Below are 23,572 nucleotides of genomic sequence, written 5' to 3'. Positions count from 1 at the left end.
TTCATGTGCAGTCGACTTTTTTGGTGTTGATGCATTGATATGGATGCTTTCTTTTCCAATTATAAAATTACATTTCAGCCTTCGGTTGTTTTACCGCTTTGGCCCCTCTGAGTACTCGCAGGGATAACAGGAAACAGATCGCCAGAACGGCAGCTGCCGAAACATAAGGATAGTTAATATTCACATCGAACAGTGCTCCAGCTACGATTGGACCTGCGATATTCCCCAAACTGGTATACGCCGAGTTCAGTCCGGCCACAAAGCCCTGTTGTTCTTGTGCCAGTTTGGACATCTGTGTACTGATCGCCGGACGTAAAATATCCATACCCAGAAAGACGATAAACGTTACGACGAGAATCATCCAGTACGTACTTACAAACAAGGTCAACAATACAAATACGGCTACAAATAACAGACAGACCGAAATGACCATCTTTTCACCAAACCGGTTGAGCAACCAACCGATCAGAGATACTTGTACAACTGCACCCGCGATGGAACCAAAAGTAATAATGAATGCAATGTCTTTGGTCGTGAAGCCAAATTTGTGATCCACAAATAGTGAAAATACCGTCTCATAGTTCGCCAGACCAAATGCCATAACAAACACGATAATCAAGCTGAAAAAGTACGGTTCACGATATGAATTGAGCAATTGGGATACCATACCCGGAGCTTTGACCTTCTCTGCGCCAGCTACAGGTTTAGTTTGCTCTCCTGTGCTTCGCGTGGATTCAGGCAAAATAATCAATGTGATAATTGATGCCAGCAACCCGGCAACCCCTGCGGCGTAGAACGGAATTCGAATGCCAAAGTCTGCGATGTATCCACCAATTCCCGGGCCGATGATAAATCCGGTTGTAATCGCTGCATTAATCAATCCCATACCTTTGCCGCGTTCTTCCTCTGTTGTAATATCTGCGGTGTAAGCCATAACCGCCGGGAAGATCATCGCCGCACCAATACCACCAAGCATGCGGGCAGCGAAGAGCAAGACTGGTGCATTGACGGCACCAAACATAAACTCCGATACGGCAAAGATCAGCATACCGCCAACGATAATTTTTTTACGTCCCCACGTATCCGACCATCGACCCGCAAGCGGGGAGAACAGAAACTGAGTGAAGGAAAATGCCGCTACCAGCAATCCAACCGTGAATCCGGTGATCTGCAGGAGATCCATATACGCAGGCATGATCGGCACAACCAGACCAATACCCGTAAAAACAAGAAAAATATTAAACATTAACAGCAGCAATGCGCCCCTGTTCCGTGTTAGTAATGCCATGATTCCATCCTCCGTAGTTGTCAAAATGTTGCTTAAGCTTTATCTTTTGCAATCCCATGTAAGAATACACTGGCGGCCTGGCGGTATAACGCAAGAGCCTGATCAGGCTCCATCCCCCGTGACATCTGGCTAAGACCAATAATGGTACTTTCTAATATGAGCGCGAGATGATCTACATTGTCTGCTTTGAACTCACCGCTCTCAATGCCTTGCTCTATCATTTGTTTATTAAATTGAATATGCCGCTCAAACATTAAGGAGATCCGCTCCTCAATATCATTTTCTTTCTTTTCCCCTGTGAAGAACTCATCAGCTGCCTTCGTCAGCGGGTGATTCATGTCATCCATGACGAGTTGTTCAGCTAGTCCGTAAATCTTCTCCGTGGAGGTGCGATACAGATGTTCTTTGGCCGCCCAGCTCTCTTCCCACTCCCGGTCCCACTCATCAATTAGATAGAGGAACAGACCTTCCTTACTTTTAAAATGGTAATATATATTGCCCTTGCTGCTGCCCGTCGCAGCTACAATATCCTCAATGGACGTTGCTTTATAACCTTTTTGTACAAAAAGGGCTTTGGAAGCATCCGCAAGTTTCTTCTTGGTCTGCTCGGTTTGAAGTTGCTTTTTATTCATATTCATTCCATTTCACTCCGTTCCATACATACTGAACATTCGTTCTGTATTTTAACAGATGTATCGAATATAAGCAATGAAAAAGGAGAATTGGCACATAAGCCAACCCTCCCTCTACAATCATTTCACTTTTTTACCTTTACCATGCAATATTTTCAGTTGACCATTCTCATAACCCAACTGATACTCGACCCGATATTGCGATAGTATATATTCCCCATCCTTGCGTTCATTTGCTGTAATCATTGCCTTCACTTCCATCTCGTCATCGCCTTTATTTACCGAGGATACCTCACTGATGGTCACCTCACTTGTATTCAGGTATCCTTCTCTGAACTTTGCATATGTTGTAGCACTCTGCCACTCGCTTCCGAGCAGTGCATAAGCGGTGACATAATCACTCAGATTAAGGCTTGTATAAAAGTCCGTTACAATTCCTTCTGCTTGCAATGTCTTAGTGGCTGAACCCAAGTGAGTATCTCCAGCCGTCCGTACCGACGTTGTGCCAGAAGGATTTTTGGACCACGCCTGTACCTGCTTGAGCACACTAGTCATAGGGATACTGAATCCTATTCCCCCTTCCTGTTCCACGACCGCCGAATTAATGCCGATCACTTCACCAGTCTCCGCACTAATGAGTGGTCCACCACTGTTGCCATGTGTTATTGGTGCAGAAATCTGATAGAGGTTACTATAGATGTAAGGCGCTATTTCAAAGCTACGCCCCAATCCACTGATGATTCCGGTTGTTACGGTGTTCTCTAGCCCAAGTGGACTACCCAATGCTAGAATCTCGTCTCCGGTCTCAGCTTTGGATTTGGCGATGATTAACGGCTTAATTTTTTTCAAATCAGGAACCCTGACTACAGCTACGTCTGTTTCATCCCCAATACCAATAACCGTCCCCTTGTATTCCTCATGGTTCAAGGTCCGAATAGTTACTTCATTCGCCCCCTCCACCACATGCGCATTGGTCACGACATCTCCCTGATCATTGTAGAGAAAACCGGAGCCCAATCCGCTGCTACTCTCGATCGTTACCACTTTCTTCTGGCTTTCTTCTATAATCTGTTTGCGTGTCTTCTTCACAGGTTGCTTGGAGGCAGTCGTCGCTGCCGCATTTTCCGTTTCCTTCGCGGCAACAACTGCCAGTCTGGGCCCATCCTGCAACTGATCTGCTGAATGCTGGTGTATCCAGAACACGCCTCCTGCTCCAGCACCAATGATAACAGCACTGGATATGATTGTACTCCATGTTCGTTTGGCCATTCCAACCTGTCCCCCTATTCGAGATACCACGTTGCATTCACAACAGAGATTTCCGCTTCCTCGTACACACCATAATAATAGGTTTCAAAGAAACCTTCTTCACCTACATCCAGCCAGCTTGGATACACATCTGCATAAGTTTGGCCCAGGTATACACCGTCTATATCATAAATATCAATCAAAACTGTAACGGAAGAGATCGGACGAGTTGCATTATTGATCAATGAACCGCTAATATAAAGATCCCCGTACATATCAAGCGTCGCATCAACGTTCACGACACTTACTGCCGCCGTTCGATTCATCAGATCTTCTTCTGCAGCCTGTTGCTCCGCCAGTTGAATGCGATCCGCTTCCGCTTTTTCAAATGCCTTTTTTTCACTGAGCACCCGTTCACGATACGAAGTCAGTTTTTCATTTTCCGGAGCATAGGACAATCCCTGGTCGACCGTTTGTAAAGCAGTTGTGAAATTCTTTTGCTTTACTTGCTGTTCCGCCTCTTTATAACTTATGCTTGCGAGCTTGTCGACAATTTGCTTCTCTACCGTCTCAGCTTCCTTGCCTTTCAAGTTTGATACGGTATCCAGCTTCTCAGCTAGCGCCTCAATTGTTGTCAAACTGTCGATTTCCTTTTTCACCTTCAATACGGCCAGCGTTACCTTTCTGTTGTTGAATGCGGCACGCACTTTGGCAAAAACAGGTTCTTCCCGCTCCATCAACGCGTTGGCTACAGCTTGAATGGTCTTGTCTCCTGCGGACAGCTTTCCTGTCTTCAGACTTATGGATGCCTCATCCAACTGATTCATCAGATTGAACGCTTTCGCCGTAATTTGCCGATCCTGTATAAGTGCATCATAGTTCGGTCGTTTCGTTAGAGCGCTGTCCAGCAACTGAAGAGCCTCTTTATATTTCCCCTCTAGTGCAGCTTGTTCCGCCTGTTGATGCAGAGTTTTCACCTCCGCATTAATACTCATCTCCTGCTTGTAGTAGAACGTTAGTAAAGCCCCCATCACGGCTGCAAGTAGCAGTGGAATAATCCAACTAAATGCGCGGCCTTGACTGGTGTTGCTCTGTCTGGGTGCAGGCTGTTGCTGCCGGGATAATAATTCGGCTGTTTCTTCTGTTCTTTTTTCCAAACCCACGGCTGTTTCCGCCCAGATCTGTTCCTCTGTGGAGCTTGCATCTTTCAGTTTTGTGTTACACTTTCTGCACGTACTATCCCCAGGACTACTTTTGGTCCCACATATGTGACAATACATCCTAATCCCTCCATCAAAAAGAAACGTATGTATACTTACCTTCTAACTTTTTAGTACATCAGCTTTAGGCATCTTTCGATACTTAGTGTCAACAGGAATCGACACTTATCATATAGCAAAAAGGTAAAATACACCATATGTAATCCGGATAAATTCTGTGCGTGTTTCCATAAACGAAAAAGGAGATACCGACACGCGGTATCTCCTCCTGTTCAGCCCTGCTGTCCTGCGCGCACCCGGATGTTGCCCAGTTCGTTGGCATTGATCGCAAATGCATTACCGCCCTGTCCAACCGAAGCTTTGGCTGACTGTCGTGCTTGGAATTTCAAACGGCTTTTGTCTACGTCCACCCGGTTAACCTGTTTTGCTTTCTTTCTGCGTGTACTCATTATTCATCCCCCTCCCCACTTCTCTTCTCTGCTGCCAGACTAACGTCTGCGAGAAGAACGGCGACCTTTCTGTTTCATGATCTGCACGTTGACTGCATTACTTGCAAGTACATTCCCTGAATCGGCATAACCCTTCGCGGTTTGGTGAATCTGGATTACGATATATTGCTTTTTTCCAATACGATAGCGATAACTTTTCACGTTTGAACGAGTCATGGTCATCTCCCTGTGATCGTTTTTAACAAGCTCGGGTTATCCTATTCATGTCCATGTCCATGGGGATGTGTGAATGCATACTTCCGATAATAAATGGATGCAAAAAAACCTTCCTATAAACTATAGGAAGGTTCTACTTATTTTCATTTTGTCACGCCGAAGGAAAAGCGCTTAGATCCATATAGGAGACTTCCCACAGATGATCATCCAGATCCTGAAAACTCCATCCGTACATGAATCCGTGATCCTGCGGTTCGTTGGATGGCTTCGCTCCTGCATCAAGGGCAGCTTGTACAATCGAATCTACCTGCTCACGGCTATCTACAGACAGGGCAACGATGACTTCGGTTGTATCGGCAGCATTGGAGATTTTTTTCGAGATGAAGGATTGGAAGCGTTCCTCCACCAGAAGCATGGCGTAAATATTTTCCCCGATGATCATACAAGTAGCAGACTCGTCCGTAAAATTGGCGTCAAACTCAAACCCCACCTTGGTAAAAAATTCAACGGATTTCTTCAAATCTTGAACAGGTAAATTGACAAAAATCTGCTTAGCACGAATAGCCACCATGGATCACCTCGAACTCATAGAATAGATTCCACCTCAAAATAACACCTCGCGAATACGCTGTCAATTGAATACAATTAGTGATATTCCAACTTGTGATTACTGCTCGGAATTAAATGATTCCATATTGAATAAAATGAAACAAAAAAGGCCCAGTCTCATGTTCGAACTATAACATGGTGACCGGGTCTTTTCATTATGTTTGCGGAGGCTATATATTAAATCAGAGTTACTGCGCAATCTCCAACTTTTCCAAGAAAGGCTTTAATTTATCCACGACATAGTGGCTTCCGCCCCGGCCGTTCACCTCTTCAATTACAGCAGATAACAGGAAGGTCGGAGAGTCGGTATCAAATACTACGAAAAATCCGTTTTCCTGTCCCTTCTCTCCCTTCTTCGCTTTCAATTCTGCTGTTCCTGTCTTGCCCGCGAGTCCTCCAGAAATTGAATTCAAGGTATGGGCGGTACCTCCCTGCCGGGAAACAACTTCTCCCAATGCATCCTTAACCGTATTTGCGGCTTCCGGAGTAATGATTACCTCAGGCTCAGTGCTTTCTTTTCCCTCAATCAGAACAGGTTTCACCAGTTTCCCCTCATTAATAAAAGGTGTAAATGACGATGCCAGATGAATCGGGGACATCAACATCTCCCCTTGCCCGTAGGACGTATCAGCGAGTAATACCTCAGACGACAGATCCAGATGTGCTTCATTGGCATATTGGCTTGGCTTCAGATACAGTTCATCCAGTCCAAAGTTATCGCCAAAACCAAACTTCTGGATCCCATCAATAAACTTGGCGCTGCCCATCTCGATCGCTTCCATGGCAAAGTAAATATTGTCCGAGTACACCAGAGCATCGACCATGTTAACCGGGGATAAACTCTTCACACGCTTAACATAGTAACCGCCCCAACTATCATTTTTGCGCCATTGCAAGCCAGAGATATCATGTGTTTTGTCCGCTGTGGTCACCTTCTCCATCAGTCCCGCTGCGGCTGTAATCGCTTTGAAGGTTGATCCTGGTGCATACCGGGTAGTGACTCTGTTGATAAAAGGAAGCTTCTCATTCGCCGAATAAGCATCCCACTCTGCCTGAGTAAGCCCTGTAACCATCTTGTTCGGGTTATAGGAAGGCGCACTAACCAACGCCAGCAGGTTGCCGTCCGTCGGATTCATCAGAACCATCGCACCTGCGTCTCCTCCGCTGGATAATGTCTGATACAGTTTCTTTTGCTGTTTGGAGCTAATCGTCAGCTGAACATTCTGTCCATCTACAGCATCCTTACGAATAAGCTCAGAACGGGAGTTACCGGATTCATCGGTGATTTCGATCAGACCACCACGTTCACCACGCAGCTGTTTCTCCATGGACTGCTCCAAACCCGCTTTACCGATCCAATCCTCGGCACGATAATACCCTTCCGTATCCTTATCCAGATCTTCCTTGGTGGCTTTGCGCACGTAACCAATCAGGTGCGCAGCCGCCTCGCCGAGTGGATAATAACGGATTTCCTTGCTTTGCATCGTAACCCCGCTTAAAGATTCTGGCACGTCAAACTCCTCCGTTGAACCAATCGGGACAAAATACTCCGGCTTCACCCATGTCTGCGCAAGCGCCTTATGAATGGCATCTTCCGAAACCTGATAATGGCTCGCGATTCGGGTAATCATCTGGTCCGGGTTATCACCAAGTTTCTCCGGTATAATGCCCCATTCATTCATCGTTCCCTTGGTAGCAAGTGGCAAACCATCACGATCCACAATGTCTCCACGATCCGGGAACAGTGTCCTCACTCGTACCTTACTACCCTTAACCATGTCATTCAGGATCAGTGACGGCTGCCAGTTAATTTGCCAGTTTTTGCTGCCGTCCTCAAGCTCCTGCCGGACCAGTTTCAATGTATGCGTCTCACTGACTTCTCCCAAAAAAGTTGTCAGTTGCAGATTATAATCCACCTCATACGTTTCCTTGTTTTGTTTCTCTGTATCGGTCTTACTGCCATCGGAAGCCGTTTCGGCAACATCCACAGGCTTAACCTCCGCTTTGACGGTGGATACTTCCATACCCGAATAGATCGCATTGTATTTCTCAACAAATTGTTCCTTGTTCATGCCCGACTGTTGCAGCGAAGCAGGTGTCATCAAGGTGTACAACTGGTCAAATTCTTTTTTTTGCAGATGCTCTATGTATTGATTCACGGTAGTCTGGGGTTTGGCCTCTGCTTCTTTGTTATTCTGCATGTATAGATACATTCCGATTCCACCTGCAAACAAGATGGGCAACAGTCCGTACATTAATTTACGTTTGGATTTCATGGTTACATCACCTCTAATATACACTATAGATTTCCAGAGCCATTTAAACAATGAAACAAATCTGACGAATTTATCATTAAAAATAGCCGAAAGCTCACATAATATGTTTAAATAAGGAGAGTGAGATTACATACTAAAGCTTTTTTGCTATGCAAAAGGCTGAAAAGGAGCCCGATGATGGAAATCAGCTATTTTTTACTCCCCAAAGCCGAAGTGGCCTATATCAAGTCTACCGCTTCCATGAAAGATGCTATTGAGCAATTGGAATCGCAACACTACACCGCCATTCCCGTGATTGACCAGGATGGAAAATATGTTGCTACCCTGTCCGAAGGCGATTTGTTATGGAAAATGCGAAATACACCCGGATTGACTTTTGATACGATGGATCAGGTTCAAGTCCATGAGATTAACAATCGGGTATATAATGAATGTGTATTCATTGAGGCTGAAATGGAGGATATGCTGACACTTGCAGCAGACCAAAATTTTGTGCCCGTGGTGGATGTCGATCGTGTCTTCCTCGGTATTATCCGTCGTAAGGATATTATTGAATACTATACGCGTAACATTTCGGATTAGATGAAGTCGAACATCCTGTAATAAACGAATATTCAACTCGAAAGGGTACTCCTGTGGTCATATTTTGGCCAAAACGGGGTACCCTTTTCGTTTCATGGTATGGTCGGAATCACTCTACTTTCGCTTAGCCCGCTCTTCCTTATAATAACTCAACACGTCCCTTGGGGTTCCCTGAAATGCACGTTCTCTGCCAAACTCATACGCCTGATGCAAATACGAATACGCCTCGTCATGCTGCTCAAGTCTCATGCAGATCATGCCGAGATCGATTAACGGACTCGTATTTCTATCCGAACTCCGCGTACTTAACGATATTTCAGCCCACGGCTTCGCCAGTTCATACTGCTTCAGATCAATATGTGCATTCGCATGACAGGATGCGATCCAGCTTGCAATCTCCCATTCCATCTTCGGCTCGGGCAACATGCCCCATGCCTGATCATAATAGATAAGTGCTTGTTCATGCTGCTGCGTCTCATCCAGCACATTACCGGCTTCTACCGTTTCTACAATTTGTCGCTCCAGTTCGGCATGTTCCGGTGTCAGATCTTTCATTGCACCGTCTCCTCCTCCAGGACGAAATACCACTCCAGAAAAGCATTGAAATTAGCCCACTGTGGCTCACTCTCACCATTAAGAAACCGTTCAATCGATTCGCCCAGTTCCACCAGCACCACTTCTCCCGTCTGACGGTTGTAGAAAAATCCACCTTCACCTTCAAAACTGTCCAGTGGAATATACGCCTCGGGAAGTCCCAGTGTAAGCTGTGCTACATTCATGTCTTCCATATATACGGTGTTCTCCATAAACCAGCAGATCTGATACAACTCCTGATGCCTGCTGTAGAAAGTCGGTCCATCCTCTGCATGTAAATAAAATTGTGCGAAATCCGATTGAAGATCGATCTCCAGCTTTTGCAATGCTTCTTCGTATGCTGCTGGAACATCTTCATGCCACCAGCCTTGCTCCTGGCAATGATCAATTACTTTATTGGATAACATCGTAGACCTCCTAATTCAATTTTGCTCACACAGATTTTACAGGTATCCAGACTTGGGGAGGTGTGCCGTGACCTCTATACACTTCAAGTTTCGGAATCCCTGCATGCTGATATGAAGTGGAAGGAAACCACTCTGTCATAATATGGTGCCACAACCGTTGTATCGCCTCCGGCTTTAATTCATCCGCTTCAAATACAACCCAATGGGACGCGGGAAGTTCGATGGACACCAAACCTTCAGGCACTTCACCAGAGTGAGAGGTAGCAATCCAGTACTCCATTTGATTGTCCTGCAGCTCTCTCTGATCTACACAGATGCCCACCAGACCGGGAATAGCTCCGTTATTGAACCCGTTTAAACGTTCCTCAATTCCGTCTGCCAAAGCATCCTGCCACATCTTAGGAATTTCTCTTAAATTCTCACCATCCACACAAGAGAACGTTCGTTTGATGCCCACAAAGGTAAGGGAATGCTGTTCGATCACCTTATCATTCACATTCATTAGATGGACTCCTCTCGAGAGCGATATGGGGCACGGTTCTCCATGACCCATTCATGAAAACATTGTTCCATACATAATATATACCTCCGATATGTCCTACAGTTACTGTATCAAAAGAGTAGGTAGATTGGAAATAGTGCCAGTATACCTGCAAATAAAAAAAGTCCGCAGTGACTGCGAACCTTATTTCTAAAAAGGAATTACTCATAGCTTCACTCAAGAAAACACTTCCCGGCCGTGGAATATACGATATGTGGCAAGTATAGTCGAAACAGTCATGAAAGCCATCACAACTATATATAACGTTAAATAAGACATATTCAGTCCGAATAAGGAATAGTTTATTGGTGTTTGATAAAGCCCTGTTACCCGTATCATGGTACTTATCGAAAATTTCTCGACCCAATTTAATGACCCGGAATTCAAATTTAATACGTCAAAGGCCAAGTATGGCAGACCTACTATCACGGTATTCACAATTATAGCTATAAAGGATGTAGAACTGAGGACGGATACCAGTAAAACAACAGATGCAAAGACCAAGCTACCTGCTATATGAGTAAACAATTGAACTAAATAATATTGAAAAGCAGTAAACGTATATGGTGAGAACTCATAATCAAAGCTGTAAACATACATGCCCACGCTCTGTATGGAAGTATCCGCCCCAGCTAGATTACCAAACCTTAACCAATATAAAACCAAGTTTACCCCAGTAAATAAAACGACACACATCACAACGTACAATATGGAAGCAATGCATTTTGCTGATACGAGCTTGCTTTTGCCTCTTTTGCTGCTACGCAGTAGTGATGCTGTACCTAGTACATATTCTTCGGTAAATACTGGAGCCAACCCTAGCAGAATCATAATCATCATAAAAACTACACCGAATTGATCAATGTATTCCAGAAGGTAGCCCCAAGGTTTATTATAATAAATCTCGGATACATTCACTGTTCGCTCCAAAATGTTGCCACGATCATCATATCGTGTGCTGTTCTTCATCGTTTCTGGAGAAAAAAACACAATATCGTAAAATGCACCATACTGGTATCTACCTTTGGTACTATCCCAAATGGAATCATATTGATTATGTGCGATTTTTACCTTCTCTGTTGTAATAGGACCTTCATAAGGTTTGTAAAAAGCGGAACCATCCATTATCCCAGGATGCCTCCAAAAAGAGTATACGACTAGAAAAACAATTAACATAGACATTGCTATACCAATACTTTTACGCGTTATAATTTTATAAAACTCGAATTGAGTTAAACGAATCAAGACTTCGTCTCCTCTCCAAAATAGTGCATATACACATCTTCAAGCCGAGGTGATTCTGGTACGGCTTGCGGAACAGGCTGTTCTTTGGCCAGAATTCGGGCTACGATTCCATCTGACTCATAAGATAAACCACTTACTTTGAAATGAGAGGTAAGATCAGCAAGTTGCTGCGAATTCAATTTCGCTTTCCATACGGTATTTTTCATCCGGTTTATAATCTCTTCCGGAGTATTATGGGCGATTAGCTGCCCTTCATTCATCAGAATCATCTCCTTACATGAAAACTCCAAATCAGAAATGATATGCGTAGATAACATTACAATACGATCTCTTCCCAGCTCGCCGATAATGTTACGAAATCGAATGCGCTCTTTGGGATCCAATCCAGCTGTAGGTTCGTCAAGAATCAAAATTTGTGGATCATTCAGCAAAGCTTGGGCAATTCCCAATCGCTGCTTCATTCCTTCGGAGAATGTGCGGATTTTATGTTGTGCTTGATTTTCAAGGCCCAGCATCACTAACGTTTCCTGCACACGTGCTGAAGCTTGATTAATACCGATCCCTTTCAAAGAGCACATATACATGAGAAACTTATAAGCACTGAATCGGTTATAAAATCCAAATCGTTGCGGCATGTAGCCTAACAAACTTCGATAACGGTCTCCCATGTTTTGGATAGACCGCCCGTTCAACAAAATTTGTCCAGACGTGGGCTTGGAAATGTCTACAATCATGCGAAGCAATGTTGTCTTCCCTGCTCCATTCGGCCCAAGGAGACCGTAAACACCACCACTGGATAGTTCCAGTGAGACTTCTTTTACCGCCAACTTGTTCCTGTATTTCTTGGATACGTTATCCATGGTCAGTATCAAAGGAGTAACCTCTTTCTGTCTGTAATGTATATTTTCTTGCCATCTCATAGATCTGACTGATTAATAGTAGGACTCCGCATAGAGCCATCGCTATAAGTACTGTGGGCTGGATCGTTTGAAGTAGAGTCTTCAATTCGGGATTACTTAGTACAAGCCAAACCAGTGCGAACCACACAATTAAAAAGATACTGACGGCTGTCCCACCTCTGATACGCATCGCGAGCCATAGACTTGTACCTGCTGCGATCATAAGCTGTGTATACGAAAGGCTGATAGCACTCCATGATATGGAAACACCTGTTTCGTTTGATATAAGTAAATTAAGCAAAAAAACAAACGCCATGTTCCCAATGAGCACTACGATTAGACGGGTAAGCATCAGTTGCTGTGCTGTAATTTTGCAGGTCAGCTCGATTTCCATTAATCCTTGATCTCGACCTTTGAAAACTTCTAGCAAACCAAGTACAAATGGGACAGGAACTATAAAGAACACACTCATGTACGGGTCTGTCGTACTGTGGGTACCTAGCCAATAGCCGAACAACAAGAGCATTGAACAGACTAACCAGTAAGATTTGTGGAAGACAGCAACCTCACCATAAACTAACTGGAACAATTCCTTAACTGAATTCCCAGATGATTTTTGTTTCAGGTGAGCATTCATGTGTTCTGGCATATATGTATCCAGTATTCTAATTGTCTTGTCAATCTCCATCTCGGATGGAAATTCAACCGGATACTCATCCAGATATGAAGCAATTTCGTTGTACTCTTCTATTTCCAACTCTGCTACAGGATTCGATTCATCTCCGTTTCCTCTGCTTTTCATCACGTTCACCTCCCACAATAATCTCCTTTAATTTCGTTATCCCCAATCGAATGCGTGACTTCACGGTCGATTCGTTGGTTCCCGTAAGTTCAGCAACTTCCCTGATCTTCAATCCATTGTAATAGTTTAGAATGACTGCATCTCGCTGGTGATCAGGCAAACTTAATACTGCCCGCCTGACTTGCTCGTTCTGAAATTGCTTATGAAAAATATTCCAAACATTCTGTTTTTCACTGGCAGGGAACGCATCCTCAGTTAATTCACTCTCTCTTTGTTGCTGCTTGAACTCCCGGCCACGATAATAATCTCTACAATGGTTCACTGCAATCTTCAGTAGCCAGTGACTGAATTGTCCTGTGTTCTGATACTTGTTCAGGGAATTCATCATTTTTACAAATACCTCTTGAGTGAGATCATAAGCAGTATGGTACTCTCCAGTTTTTCGGTAAACATAAGCAAATATCGACTTATAATGCCGTTTCACCAGTACTTCCATGGCAGCTCGGCTACCTTCACGAATTTCTTGAATAAGCTCTTCATCATTCAACGCTCCCTCACCCCCTCTACAAACAATTAACGAAATTTGGATTGTAAAAGATCAAAAATATAGAGTATATTTTTCTGAATATAACAAAATCTCAAATAAAGAAGTATTAATATACTGACTCTGATCTAAATTTTCTCAGGAGTGTGAACTGCTGGCTCGATCTTTCATTTCCTTATTCTGTTGCAACTTTATTCTTATTCGTTCGTCTAACTACTGATCAACAACTAAGGAGATGACTATGCGAATAACTTGCAGCCCCGGTTTCCCAGGAAGCATGATTGGATCGATTGATCTTCAGCCATCGAAGTATTACACCCCACCTTCCAGTAACAACCAGATTACAGATCATGTTGATCCCGAACTCGTTACCATTCCCTATGTGGAGGATCCAGAATTCGGATCACACTTTGACGCCATGAAGGTCATGAACGGAACTTATAAAGATGAAATGCATGTGAGCTATGATGTAGAGTTTACGATTGATGTAGATAAAAAAGGTTATATTACGCAATTTGAACATACGTTCCAGCTGGAACGTTATCTGGATCTGGTTCGCACACAGTCCTACAAAGTAATCAAGACAAACTGGCGCGGACAAACATTTCACGTGATGACATACAGTTACCTGGAGGAAGTCATTCATCCGAAGAATGTTCTTTTTAGATGTAACCTCGCAGAAGATGTGTTTGTGGTAGCTGAACTTGTCTCCAATCGCTCAGATGAAAGTGCAACTGAGCACGGTATCAGGGATCTGCATTTCCGTGCATTAATCTCGGCCCGAGATGATCTGTACCCATTAGATTATATGTGTGAGCCTGATTTCGACCTGAGTCTCGACTAAAAAGTAGATACATATGTAGAAAGAGCATAAGCTGTCCCGAATCAGCGGGGTAGCCTGTGCTCTTTTTTTTCACAAATGAATCACCAATTTCACTTATTTAAACGCCCTCCTTCACACACTCCACCTTATGCTCCCCATGCCTGCCTCTAAGCAAAGTCAGCTGTAATGTCGATGAATATACCATATTGCTGTACATGCATATGTTCTTCGTACGTTCAGAATTGAGAGGGGTTGGAAACATGGTTTACCGGAAAAATAAAATGCATTCGCTGTTCGCTCTGCCCTTGGCAGGCCTGCTGTTTCTGTTATGGGGTGCTCAAGCGGCACATGCGGAACAGGTCGACAGTTTGTTGCCTGAGCGAAGTCAGCAGGAGATTGTTCAGAAGTGGAATCAGTGGATGAGTGGCAATGATACATCTCCCCTGTATACAGAGACACCTTCGACAAGTGCTCCCTACTCTGCTGGTGTGGTAAGTGATGCCTATCTGGAACAAGGGCTGAACGCAGCCAACTTTTATCGTTTTATCACAGGGCTACAAGGCGATCTTGTCCTTGATCCTACCTTGAATCGTCAAGCCCAGCATGGGGCTGTTGTGGTCTCCACGGGTGGATATCTGTCCCATTATCCAGAACAGCCAGGAGATATGCCAAAGGATTTTTTTGACACCGGTTCAAAGTCTGCCAGCAGCTCCAATCTGTACGTTACCAGCAGTGCCAAGAATAACGTCCTGACAAAAAGCATTCAGGCCTATATGAATGATTCAGATGCCTCCAATATTGATCGACTGGGTCATCGGCGCTGGATTTTGAGTCCACAACTGCAACGAATCGGATTTGGACTTGCCACTCGTAGTGAAGCAGGCAAGACATATGATCAGTACTATAGTGCCATGCAGGTATTTGATAAAAGCAGAACTGGGGGAACTTCGTTCAACTACAGCCTGTTCCCGAATCAGGGCGCATTTCCAATCGAAGCCTTTGGCAGTACACAGGCCTGGTCTGTTCAACTGAATACAGATGTATTCGCGAAACCATCACTATCTGAAGTACAGGTCGAGATGACTCGGACTTCCGATCAACGTACGTGGACCTTTAATGCCAAGAATCAGAACAGTGGCTTTCCAACCGGTTATTACAACGTGGACCCTGCGGATAAACAATGGTTTAATCAAGCCTATTTCAATGTAGAGACAGGTGGATATGGATATGGCTACGCCATCATCTTCCGTCCCGACGATGTGCAATTGTTAAAGAACGGCGATACGTTCAACATTCGAATTACAGGTCTGCAAAAGAAAAACGGTACAGCAGCGGAAATCTCATACTCCACACGTTTCTTCCATGTTGACGGTGTTCAAGATACAACACTTACCCGTATAACGCCAGGACAACGGGACCTCAACGTTCGAGCAGGAGAACAGATTGATCTGCCCTCGATCACTGCCGTGAATGATAACGGAACATCCTATGTTCCACAGTCTAACGTTTCCTTCACCACAACGTCAGATCGCATTGCCATCAAGGATGGGAAAATCATTGGACTTCAGGCTGGTAAAGCCGAAATTCGGATTCGTTTTGAAGGGAAAGAAGCGGTTGTCTCAGTTACGGTAACGGGAATCCCCCAATTAAGTGATATCCGCACACATTGGGCGAAAGATGCCATTCAATGGGCCGTTCAACATGAGATGGTCAGTGGATACGAGGATGGAACGTTCAAACCCAACAATCAGGTGAGTGAAGCCGAATTCCTCTCCATGTTGTTTAAGCTGTATGCGAATTCCCATGTCATTCAGAGCATCGATGCTGCAGAGGGACAAGCTATCAAAGGAAACATCTGGAGTGATCGTTATTATACCTATGCTTCCGCGTTGAATCTGAATCTGGATGCCAGCAAACAGAATCCGAAGATGCGCAATCATGCCTTGAACCGAACAGAAGTAGCCGTAATCGTGGCGGGGCTTGGCGGTAAAAATTATACCCAGGATGACGATGCCATCCGGTATCTGCTGAACATGGGATACTCTTCAGGCAAAACAGCAGCTACGGTGCAAGGTTATGCGGGACAAGAATCCTTGACCCGGGCAGAGGCCGTTGTATTTCTCCAGAACCTGAAGGAAAAAGGCTTCGAACTATGGAGCAGACCTAAGAATGCCACTGAAGCTACCGAGAATGAAAAGAACGGCGGATTACCGGATCAGACCATGAAAGCTGTATATTCTGCCGATCACACGCTGGTCCTTCAAGGTACGTTCCCGGCGTATGCCAACCAGACGATGCCAATTAAAATTCATGGTCCTTCACCTGCTGTAGAGCACATCCAGACGCAGCAGGTTACAACAGATGCTTATGGCAATTTCAAATTAACGGTAAGTAATCTTGATGCGAAGGAACTTAACCTCTATGTAGACGTGCACGAAGATTATGCCTACTGGATCAGTGTAGAGGCGGGGCGAACTGCGATAAGTGATTATACCGAGTAACATGTAAAAACCAGCTTAGGAATTCTACATTGAATTCCCAAGCTGGTTTGTTTGTTATGAGGACTGATTTTGGTATGAGACATGACATACGTTCAATTTTCAGTGTGCAATTATTGGTGGATATAACTTTTTAAGTGTAGACTTTAAATCGGATGACCGAATTGCTCTGCCTTTTCTGTCATTATCCTCGCTAACCTCGCTCTTAATCCACTCATCCACTCCGGCTCATATGACCACTGCTCTGCAACAGATTGAAGCATACGCACATAGCCATACAAGTTGGCAAAACGGCGACAAGCGGGGAACATACTCTCCAGATCATAACGTTCTCCTGCCTCGGACCAGTAACCATTCAGGAACAATTGCTTCTTCTGCTCCCATTGTTCAGGCTCGATCTCCTCACGTAAACTATCCAGACTCTGTTCCACGTCCATCGCGTACCAGTGATACATCGAGTCATCAAAATCAATGGCATAACAAGACTGTCTATCTTCGTCATAGAAGACATTATCCAATTCAAAATCGTAGTGGATGAGTCCGAAATTTTGCTTGTTCATCGGCCAAGCCGCAAAATATGTTCGGAGAAACTCCACCTCGTTCAGAGCAGCCGTTTCACCAGGAAAACCCTTTAGGATCTCCTGCATCCAATTCAAAACATCCTTATAGGTCCAGCGTTTCTCCTTCTGCTCAGGCATGAATGCGCGCGATAGATGATGCAGCTCACCCAATGCCTGACCATAGCTGTACAGGATGGAGTCATTCAAATCAATACTTCCTAACTGCGATCCGGGTACTCGCTTGAATACGGAAGCAAAGTACGTTCCCCATGGCGTGTGAGCCTCTACGAGTTCTGCCCCTGAATGGGCAGGTACAGGCTCCATGGCTCCATACTGATTCGTTCGAAGATAACGGAGGAACTCCAGTTCAGCGCTGAGGTTGCTTCGAATTTTTTCCTCTACCGGGGCAAATCGAAGCAATCGCACTTCCCCCTGATCTCTGAACGGATACACGGCATTGGAGGATATACGATAATACTGAAACATGTCCAGCGATTCAGGATCATAACTCCAATTCTTTAAAATCATCTCGGCAAGATCATTATGTTGAAATAAATATTTTAATGTTAACATGGGCATTTCTCCTTTTTGATCATTTCATGTGGATTGCTCGTAGCCAACGAAAGCCTATTTTTGCGCGCAAAAAGCCGCAGGCTATGCCTGCGGCTTTTAAAAATTCTGAGTGTATGAGAAATTTGCACAAGCAAATAAACCTCGCATACGCCAGAAAAAATGAGCAGTTATATCCCTATATATCGGCAGATCTCAGATCGACTGGGAAACTGGATGTGTCCCACACTGTATCTGAATGGTCTGCCGGAATTATTCAGTTTATGTTTACCTTCATTGTAGTGATAGAACATACCATCTTAGACCGTCGTTTCATGACGCTCACTCCCTTCAAAAAACCAGTTGTTACCATAATAGCCGATAAGCCAAATGTAAGCAATTACAAAATGACGATAATCCCATCGTTTTTTACTGGACAATCATCATCCGTTCGACTGTCTCGGTGTTGTCCTTATACCACACCATCACGATGTTTTCTTTTTGAAGATCAGACACTTGAATGGACGAAATCGCACGTGAGCTGGAATTGCCCGAGCGCGGCGTCCCCATGCCTTCCGTGATAGCAACATCATCACTTATATTTAATTTCATCTCCATTCCGGTATCCTTCCATTCCATGCTTGGGGATGAGGTGTCCTGCACCTCAAGTAACGCTAACGTGACTGTGTTTCCATTCACAGAAATGACTCTACCTATCATGTCGGCATTCATCATCCCCTGCGTCATGTCTGGACTGCCTGTACGGTCATTCATACCCGTGCCACCCCTTCCACCTCTAGGCGTTCCTCCATTCATGCCCAGGCCACCGCCATTCGGCATGCCGAATCCATTCATGCCTTGCACAGAACCGGTGTTGGTAATATTCTGGGCGGTTATAACATCGCAGGCCGTCAGCATAACCAAACAGCCCATCAGCAGGAGTGACGTAACCGATGTGAAATATTTATTTTTTCGCATATGATCACCTTTTTCTCAGGGAATATTGCTCCAAGGTACCTTTACGATGGAATATGAAGTCATACGTATCTTTGAACCCCATATAGGAGAGCACAACCAACAGTGGATATACAGGGTAGATATATCTGGACTTAATCTCCCACAGAATATAAAACCCAATGAATCCGAGAATAACCAGGATCAATGTAACTTCGTCATACCGTTTACGACGAATTCCACCGACCAACCGGGTGAGAATAAAACAGTACATCAAGAAATTCATCACATATACGATCCAGAGTAACCCTGTCCGATAAGCCGAATCCCCTTGCAACAGTTCTGTTATCACATTCGTGTAACTATAGGAGCCTGCGATTCCGCCTCCCCTTCCTCTTCCGGCACCGATGGAACTTTCATTGCCGATTCCGTAGCGGTCCATCTGGTATGTCCCTTCGGTCCAGGTCCATATGATCTTTTTGTAATACATCTGCACCAAGTCACTCGCACTTGCTTCAGACAGCTTGTTGCCAATCTCTTGTTTGAATAATACTGCACTTTCGGCCTTATTGTAGTTGGCCTGCCTCTGATAGATCTGATAACTCTCCATATTGTCCCAGAAGCCAAAACGCTCCAGATTAATCCCCATGTTCAGCCACATATAGACCGGTGCGGCATTCTGTCCAACAGGTTCGCTCACTACGCCGGAGGATTGAAGAACCGCGTTCTGAGTCCAGGTTGGTACATTAAACAACATAGCCAGCACACCGATGGAAATGACAACTTTCTTCACTCCGATGCTCCGCATATTTAGCAGGATAGTTATGATGGCAGCGATTAGCACGATCACGCCAATGCTTCGGAAGTAATTGCCCAACGCGAGAAAAACGGCGGCAATGACAATTGTTTTCCAAGACTTTTCACGTACAAAACGAATAACAAAGTATAAACAAGATGTCAGAAATGCTGTGGCAATCACATCGTTATAGATCAGGTTGTTAAGGAACAAGGAAGGCAGGTACGTTGCTGCAAAGATCAACACACCGTAATCACGTTCCGTAGAGCTGTCATTCACTTGTTTATAAATAAGATAAATCATGAACGTTGTTAACGTTGAAAACAAAATATTAAATAGTTTGATGACCAGATAGTTGTCCGGAAACAGGTACAGCAACGTCTTCAAGTACAATACGATCGAGTAGTTAAACGGGAACATGTGCAGATAACCACCCGTTTCAAACGAGGAGTAGTCTTGGTCATACAGCATGTTCATGGCCAGTGAAAGAACGGTCTGCGAATCATCGGTAGGCACTCTCGGAAATACAAAAATGATGATGATCTGAATGACCAGAGAACATAACAGCACAATCGGAATAACAACCTTCGGGCTGTATTTGTTCAGTTTCAGACACAGAGCATATAACCCGACACCTGAACCAAGAAGCAAAAGAATGACCGGGAGAAAAACACTCCACTGCTGCATGCCCAAAATGGGATTGTCCCCATACAAGGCGTAGTTGTACTGTGCCCTCACCAATAAGGACGAAGCAATAAACACCGCAACAAACACGAGCAAAATGAGATAAAACGACTTATGCAGCATCTTAGACATGCCAAAACTCCTTTTCCATTACAGGATTCCGTGAGTATTATAATGGCTCTGGCTGAAAAATCGCTGAATTCGAATAAACAATTGCATTCATTAAACTAACGAATTATACCTTTAATGTCGATAATATACATCGAATACATAATAATATTTTTTTACTAGAAGGAGATTAGAACATGTTTATTCAAAAAAGGTACATCCGCTCGTTACTCTCTCTTCCTCTGGCAGGCCTGTTATTCATGCTGCTGGGGACCCAGCAGATCGCTGCTGCCCCTGTCGACAGTCTGCTGCCTGAGCGAAGTGAGCAAGAAATCAGTCAGAAATGGACGCAATGGATGAGCGGCAAGGACCAAACTGCTACATTCACACAGAATCCCTCGACCAAGGCACCTTATGTCGCTGGTGTAGTAAGTGATTCCACATTAGAGCAGGCCCTAGGTGCAGCCAACTTCTATCGTTATCTCTCCGGTTTGGATGGAGATCTCGTTCTCGATGCTGCTCTCAATCGTCAAGCCCAACATGGAGCAGTCGTTGTTTCTACCGGAGAATTGACTCACTTCCCAGCTCGTCCGGCAGATATGCCAAAAGACTTTTTTGATCTGGGAGCCAAATCGGCTTCAAGCTCCAATCTGTACGCTTCCTATAGTGCTCAAGGAAACCTTGCAGTCCAAAGTGTTGAAGCTTATATGGATGATTCGGATGCCAGTAACATTGCTGCACTCGGCCATCGCCGCTGGATTTTGAGTCCGCAACTGAAGAAGGTCGGATTCGGGATTGCATCCCGGGACAACAAAAACTATGCAAGCCATTTCAGCACCATGCAAGTGATGGATACGAGCCGGTCTGGAAAACTCAATTACAATTACAACTTGTATCCTAACAAAGGGGCATTCCCGATTGAGGCATTCAATGTGTCACAAGCTTGGTCTGCACAGCTGAATCCGGACGTCTTCGCGAAGCCTTCCAATTCGGAGGTACAGGTGGAGATCGTGCGTTCATCGGATCAGAAAACTTGGGTACTGGGAGCAAAAAAACCGGTTAGCAGTGATCCTGCAAAGGCCTATTTCAATGTAAATTCCGATGGTTATGGGTATAACTATGCTGTTATTTTCCGCCCAGATAATTTGAAATCCTTGAAGGCAGGCGACACGTTCAACGTTCGCATTACCGGTTTGAAAAAGAAAGACGGGTCCAAAGCAGAAATTTCATATCAGACACGTTTCTTCTCGGTTAGCAATCCTTCACAAGAGCCTGTAACCGATCCACAGAATCCTGGGACAGAACCACAAGACCCTGGAACAGAGCCCCAAGACCCGGATACGGAGAACGAGGATTACCTGGATAACCATCTAATGCAGTTCGAATATACAGCGGATCGTACGCTGAAAGTACGGGGAACACTCACGGCTTATGCAGGCAAAACATTCTCATTCCAGATTTACGGTCCTTCACCTGACGAAAAACATATTCGCACTGAAACGGTGAAGCTGGATGCTAATGGTCGGTTCAGCCTGACCGTTCCCAATCTCGGCGTGTCCGATCTGACCATATACTTGCAAGTGGACCCAAGCTTTATGTATCTGATTCCTACAGCAAGTAATTCAGACGTTACGTATTACTTTGAATAGAAGCGAAGCAAGAGCATAGGAATAAACTAAAGTAAAATAAAATACGACCAGAGTAAAACCTAGAATCTAAAAACAAAAACAGTCGGAATGCATAGGCATCCGACTGTTTTTTATAGTTTATGATACGAGCTTTTGTGATAGGAGCTTTAATTACTTCGGTGCTCCTTTTTTGCGTTTCTTTTCCAACGCGATCTCCACATTTTCTTTCACGCGATACTCCACAATCCGGCGAATGAGATCCTCGGGCAATGGCTGATCCAGCGGAAACTGGACAGACCCCTTTCCCCCTTTATACTTGGAGAGTTCCTCCTGGAAAGCTTGAATTCCCCTGGGAGCAGGGTAAAACCCAATATGATGCTGGTAAGCGGCAAAATGAACCAAATTCCCATGCTGTGCATACGTAGGCATCTTGTAACTGATCTTCTCTTCGGCGTTCGGAGCCGCTTCACGAATAATCTGTCTTATTGCCTGTAATCTCACCTGTACATCAGGTGCAAACTCCGAGATATATTCATCTACCAGCACCGAATAATGGTTACTCTCAGCCATCTTGGACTCCTTCCACCACGGATACATCAATGGATTCGTGGTACGGGATATTTGTTTATATTGTACTTCAAATGGACAAGTAGAACAGCTATTTTACAGCAACTGAGGGATGTATCGGTTGTGAAAACTTAAGCCTGAAATTATAGCGTCATGGCTCTACCATTTCGCATCAGGTAATCTTCTTTTGTTTTGTAATCCGGCATGATACTGCCGATCCGTCGCCAGAAGGAGCGATCATGATTCATGTGGTGAATATGGCAAAGTTCATGAATGATGACATAATCGATCACTTCCAGTGGCGCCATCGCCAGGCGATAATTGAACGTAAGTTTTTTGTCCCAGCTACAACTGCCCCACTTCGTGGGAGAATCTACGATCTCTATTGACTTCGGCTTCACCTTCAACTCCTGCTGGTAGCGTCCGATACGCTCCCCAATCATGCGTTTACACTCGGCAAAATAAAACTTCTTCAGATTCGCTCGCAGCTCTTCTTCTGTCAGACCCTCTACAGGGATTAAGTCATGCAGTGCATGCTCCTTGCCAAAAAGCAGAAACTTCCCCTTGCCCTCATCTTCGTATTCCTTGGCTTGAGGACCATCCAGCGCCCGCTGCATCAGAGCCGATTTCTTCAAAATCACATCCCCGTGCTGCTCTACAAGTTGCCGGATCATGTCTTCACTGGTACCATTCGGTGCTTTGATCGTTACCATGTAAGGCAAGTCCATCGTGATGGACACTTTCTTGCGTTTGCCGTATTGGATATGACAGTTAATGCTGTGATTATTTAATTCTATAGTTAACATAATGCGCTCCGCTTCTGAAGTTATTCATTCAACCAAATCAAATTGTA

At 44.6% G+C, this 23,572-nt stretch carries 24 protein-coding genes; 4 read left to right on the top strand and 20 right to left on the bottom strand.

Features of this window, described 5'->3' with window-relative positions; genetic code table 11:
- Window positions 1-67 precede the first annotated feature (67 nt).
- From BLS69_RS29930 to BLS69_RS29905, 8 genes are all read right to left on the bottom strand, one after another.
- Window positions 68-1,288: an MFS transporter gene (locus tag BLS69_RS29930; protein ID WP_091019627.1), complete on the bottom strand. Its 1,221-nt coding sequence runs from the start codon at window positions 1,286-1,288 to the stop codon at window positions 68-70.
- Window positions 1,289-1,320: 32 nt separating this feature from the next.
- Complete coding sequence (locus BLS69_RS29925; RefSeq protein WP_091038948.1) at window positions 1,321-1,920, bottom strand: TetR/AcrR family transcriptional regulator; 600 nt, start codon at window positions 1,918-1,920, stop codon at window positions 1,321-1,323.
- A 120-nt stretch (window positions 1,921-2,040) separates the two neighbouring features.
- The gene (locus tag BLS69_RS29920) at window positions 2,041-3,189 is read right to left on the bottom strand and encodes a S1C family serine protease (protein ID WP_091038930.1); all 1,149 of its coding nucleotides are present in this window, start codon (window positions 3,187-3,189) and stop codon (window positions 2,041-2,043) included.
- 14 nt (window positions 3,190-3,203) lie between these two features.
- Window positions 3,204-4,331, bottom strand: coding sequence for an FxLYD domain-containing protein (locus BLS69_RS29915; protein WP_143023643.1), 1,128 nt, complete (start codon window positions 4,329-4,331; stop codon window positions 3,204-3,206).
- Window positions 4,332-4,660: 329 nt separating this feature from the next.
- Complete coding sequence (locus BLS69_RS32370; protein WP_165980439.1) at window positions 4,661-4,837, bottom strand: hypothetical protein; 177 nt, start codon at window positions 4,835-4,837, stop codon at window positions 4,661-4,663.
- A 39-nt stretch (window positions 4,838-4,876) separates the two neighbouring features.
- Window positions 4,877-5,053, bottom strand: coding sequence for a hypothetical protein (locus BLS69_RS32365; protein ID WP_176873166.1), 177 nt, complete (start codon window positions 5,051-5,053; stop codon window positions 4,877-4,879).
- 151 nt (window positions 5,054-5,204) lie between these two features.
- Complete coding sequence (locus BLS69_RS29910) at window positions 5,205-5,621, bottom strand: VOC family protein (RefSeq protein ID WP_091038947.1); 417 nt, start codon at window positions 5,619-5,621, stop codon at window positions 5,205-5,207.
- A gap of 229 nt (window positions 5,622-5,850) precedes the next feature.
- Entirely contained in the window at window positions 5,851-7,938 is a 2,088-nt protein-coding gene (locus tag BLS69_RS29905) for a penicillin-binding protein PBP4(5) (RefSeq protein WP_091038926.1), read from the bottom strand.
- 177 nt (window positions 7,939-8,115) lie between these two features.
- On the opposite strand from BLS69_RS29905, the gene BLS69_RS29900 reads away from it, so the two are divergent.
- Complete coding sequence (locus BLS69_RS29900; RefSeq protein WP_047840578.1) at window positions 8,116-8,520, top strand: CBS domain-containing protein; 405 nt, start codon at window positions 8,116-8,118, stop codon at window positions 8,518-8,520.
- 114 nt (window positions 8,521-8,634) lie between these two features.
- Here BLS69_RS29900 and BLS69_RS29895 read toward each other — a convergent pair whose 3' ends face one another.
- The 7 genes from BLS69_RS29895 to BLS69_RS29865 all read right to left on the bottom strand — a co-directional run bounded on the left by BLS69_RS29895 (window position 8,635) and on the right by BLS69_RS29865 (window position 13,555).
- On the bottom strand, window positions 8,635-9,075 hold the full coding sequence (locus tag BLS69_RS29895) for a hypothetical protein (RefSeq protein ID WP_091038925.1): 441 nt from the start codon (window positions 9,073-9,075) through the stop codon (window positions 8,635-8,637).
- Window positions 9,072-9,521, bottom strand: a complete 450-nt coding sequence (locus BLS69_RS29890; protein ID WP_091038923.1) for a hypothetical protein — start codon at window positions 9,519-9,521, stop codon at window positions 9,072-9,074. Before BLS69_RS29890 ends, BLS69_RS29895 begins: the two co-directional genes overlap by 4 nt.
- A 25-nt stretch (window positions 9,522-9,546) precedes the next feature.
- A complete protein-coding gene (locus BLS69_RS29885) occupies window positions 9,547-10,023 on the bottom strand; it encodes a GyrI-like domain-containing protein (protein ID WP_091038921.1) in 477 nt (158 codons plus the stop codon).
- A gap of 216 nt (window positions 10,024-10,239) precedes the next feature.
- A complete protein-coding gene (locus BLS69_RS29880; protein WP_133387318.1) occupies window positions 10,240-11,307 on the bottom strand; it encodes a hypothetical protein in 1,068 nt (355 codons plus the stop codon).
- Entirely contained in the window at window positions 11,304-12,179 is an 876-nt protein-coding gene (locus BLS69_RS29875) for an ABC transporter ATP-binding protein (RefSeq protein ID WP_091038918.1), read from the bottom strand. The genes BLS69_RS29880 and BLS69_RS29875 overlap by 4 nt, the downstream gene beginning before the upstream one ends.
- Window positions 12,160-13,008, bottom strand: a complete 849-nt coding sequence (locus BLS69_RS29870) for a hypothetical protein (RefSeq protein ID WP_091038917.1) — start codon at window positions 13,006-13,008, stop codon at window positions 12,160-12,162. The genes BLS69_RS29875 and BLS69_RS29870 overlap by 20 nt, the downstream gene beginning before the upstream one ends.
- On the bottom strand, window positions 12,983-13,555 hold the full coding sequence (locus BLS69_RS29865; RefSeq protein ID WP_240768323.1) for an RNA polymerase sigma factor: 573 nt from the start codon (window positions 13,553-13,555) through the stop codon (window positions 12,983-12,985). Before BLS69_RS29865 ends, BLS69_RS29870 begins: the two co-directional genes overlap by 26 nt.
- Before the next feature lie 238 nt (window positions 13,556-13,793).
- Here BLS69_RS29865 and BLS69_RS29860 point away from each other — a divergent pair, with 238 nt between their 5' ends.
- A complete protein-coding gene (locus BLS69_RS29860) occupies window positions 13,794-14,396 on the top strand; it encodes a hypothetical protein (protein ID WP_091038915.1) in 603 nt (200 codons plus the stop codon).
- 239 nt (window positions 14,397-14,635) lie between these two features.
- Window positions 14,636-16,876, top strand: a complete 2,241-nt coding sequence (locus tag BLS69_RS29855; protein WP_176873163.1) for an S-layer homology domain-containing protein — start codon at window positions 14,636-14,638, stop codon at window positions 16,874-16,876.
- A gap of 143 nt (window positions 16,877-17,019) precedes the next feature.
- Here BLS69_RS29855 and BLS69_RS29850 read toward each other — a convergent pair whose 3' ends face one another.
- The 3 genes from BLS69_RS29850 to BLS69_RS29840 all read right to left on the bottom strand — a co-directional run bounded on the left by BLS69_RS29850 (window position 17,020) and on the right by BLS69_RS29840 (window position 20,548).
- Complete coding sequence (locus BLS69_RS29850; RefSeq protein WP_091038912.1) at window positions 17,020-18,006, bottom strand: phosphotransferase enzyme family protein; 987 nt, start codon at window positions 18,004-18,006, stop codon at window positions 17,020-17,022.
- Between the two features lie 405 nt (window positions 18,007-18,411).
- Window positions 18,412-18,960, bottom strand: a complete 549-nt coding sequence (locus tag BLS69_RS29845; protein ID WP_091038910.1) for a hypothetical protein — start codon at window positions 18,958-18,960, stop codon at window positions 18,412-18,414.
- Between the two features lie 4 nt (window positions 18,961-18,964).
- Window positions 18,965-20,548 carry a glycosyltransferase family 39 protein gene (locus BLS69_RS29840; protein ID WP_091038908.1) on the bottom strand — a complete coding sequence of 528 codons (1,584 nt, stop codon included), beginning with the start codon at window positions 20,546-20,548 and terminating at the stop codon, window positions 18,965-18,967.
- 173 nt (window positions 20,549-20,721) lie between these two features.
- On the opposite strand from BLS69_RS29840, the gene BLS69_RS29835 reads away from it, so the two are divergent.
- Window positions 20,722-22,173 (top strand): CAP domain-containing protein, encoded by a 1,452-nt coding sequence (locus BLS69_RS29835; protein WP_091038906.1) that lies wholly within the window; start codon window positions 20,722-20,724, stop codon window positions 22,171-22,173.
- A gap of 150 nt (window positions 22,174-22,323) precedes the next feature.
- Here the strand turns inward: BLS69_RS29835 and BLS69_RS29830 are convergent, their stop codons facing one another.
- Together BLS69_RS29830 and BLS69_RS29825 are read right to left on the bottom strand one after the other, a co-directional pair.
- On the bottom strand, window positions 22,324-22,722 hold the full coding sequence (locus tag BLS69_RS29830; RefSeq protein WP_091038905.1) for an iron chaperone: 399 nt from the start codon (window positions 22,720-22,722) through the stop codon (window positions 22,324-22,326).
- Between the two features lie 140 nt (window positions 22,723-22,862).
- On the bottom strand, window positions 22,863-23,525 hold the full coding sequence (locus BLS69_RS29825; RefSeq protein ID WP_091038903.1) for a M48 family metallopeptidase: 663 nt from the start codon (window positions 23,523-23,525) through the stop codon (window positions 22,863-22,865).
- Window positions 23,526-23,572: the final 47 nt, after the last annotated feature.

It is taken from the genome of Paenibacillus sp. CF095, assembly GCF_900101225.1.
GTDB lineage: Bacteria > Bacillota > Bacilli > Paenibacillales > Paenibacillaceae > Paenibacillus.
The sequence above is the reverse complement of the archived record's forward strand: the minus strand, read 5'-3'. Positions and strand labels throughout refer to the sequence as shown.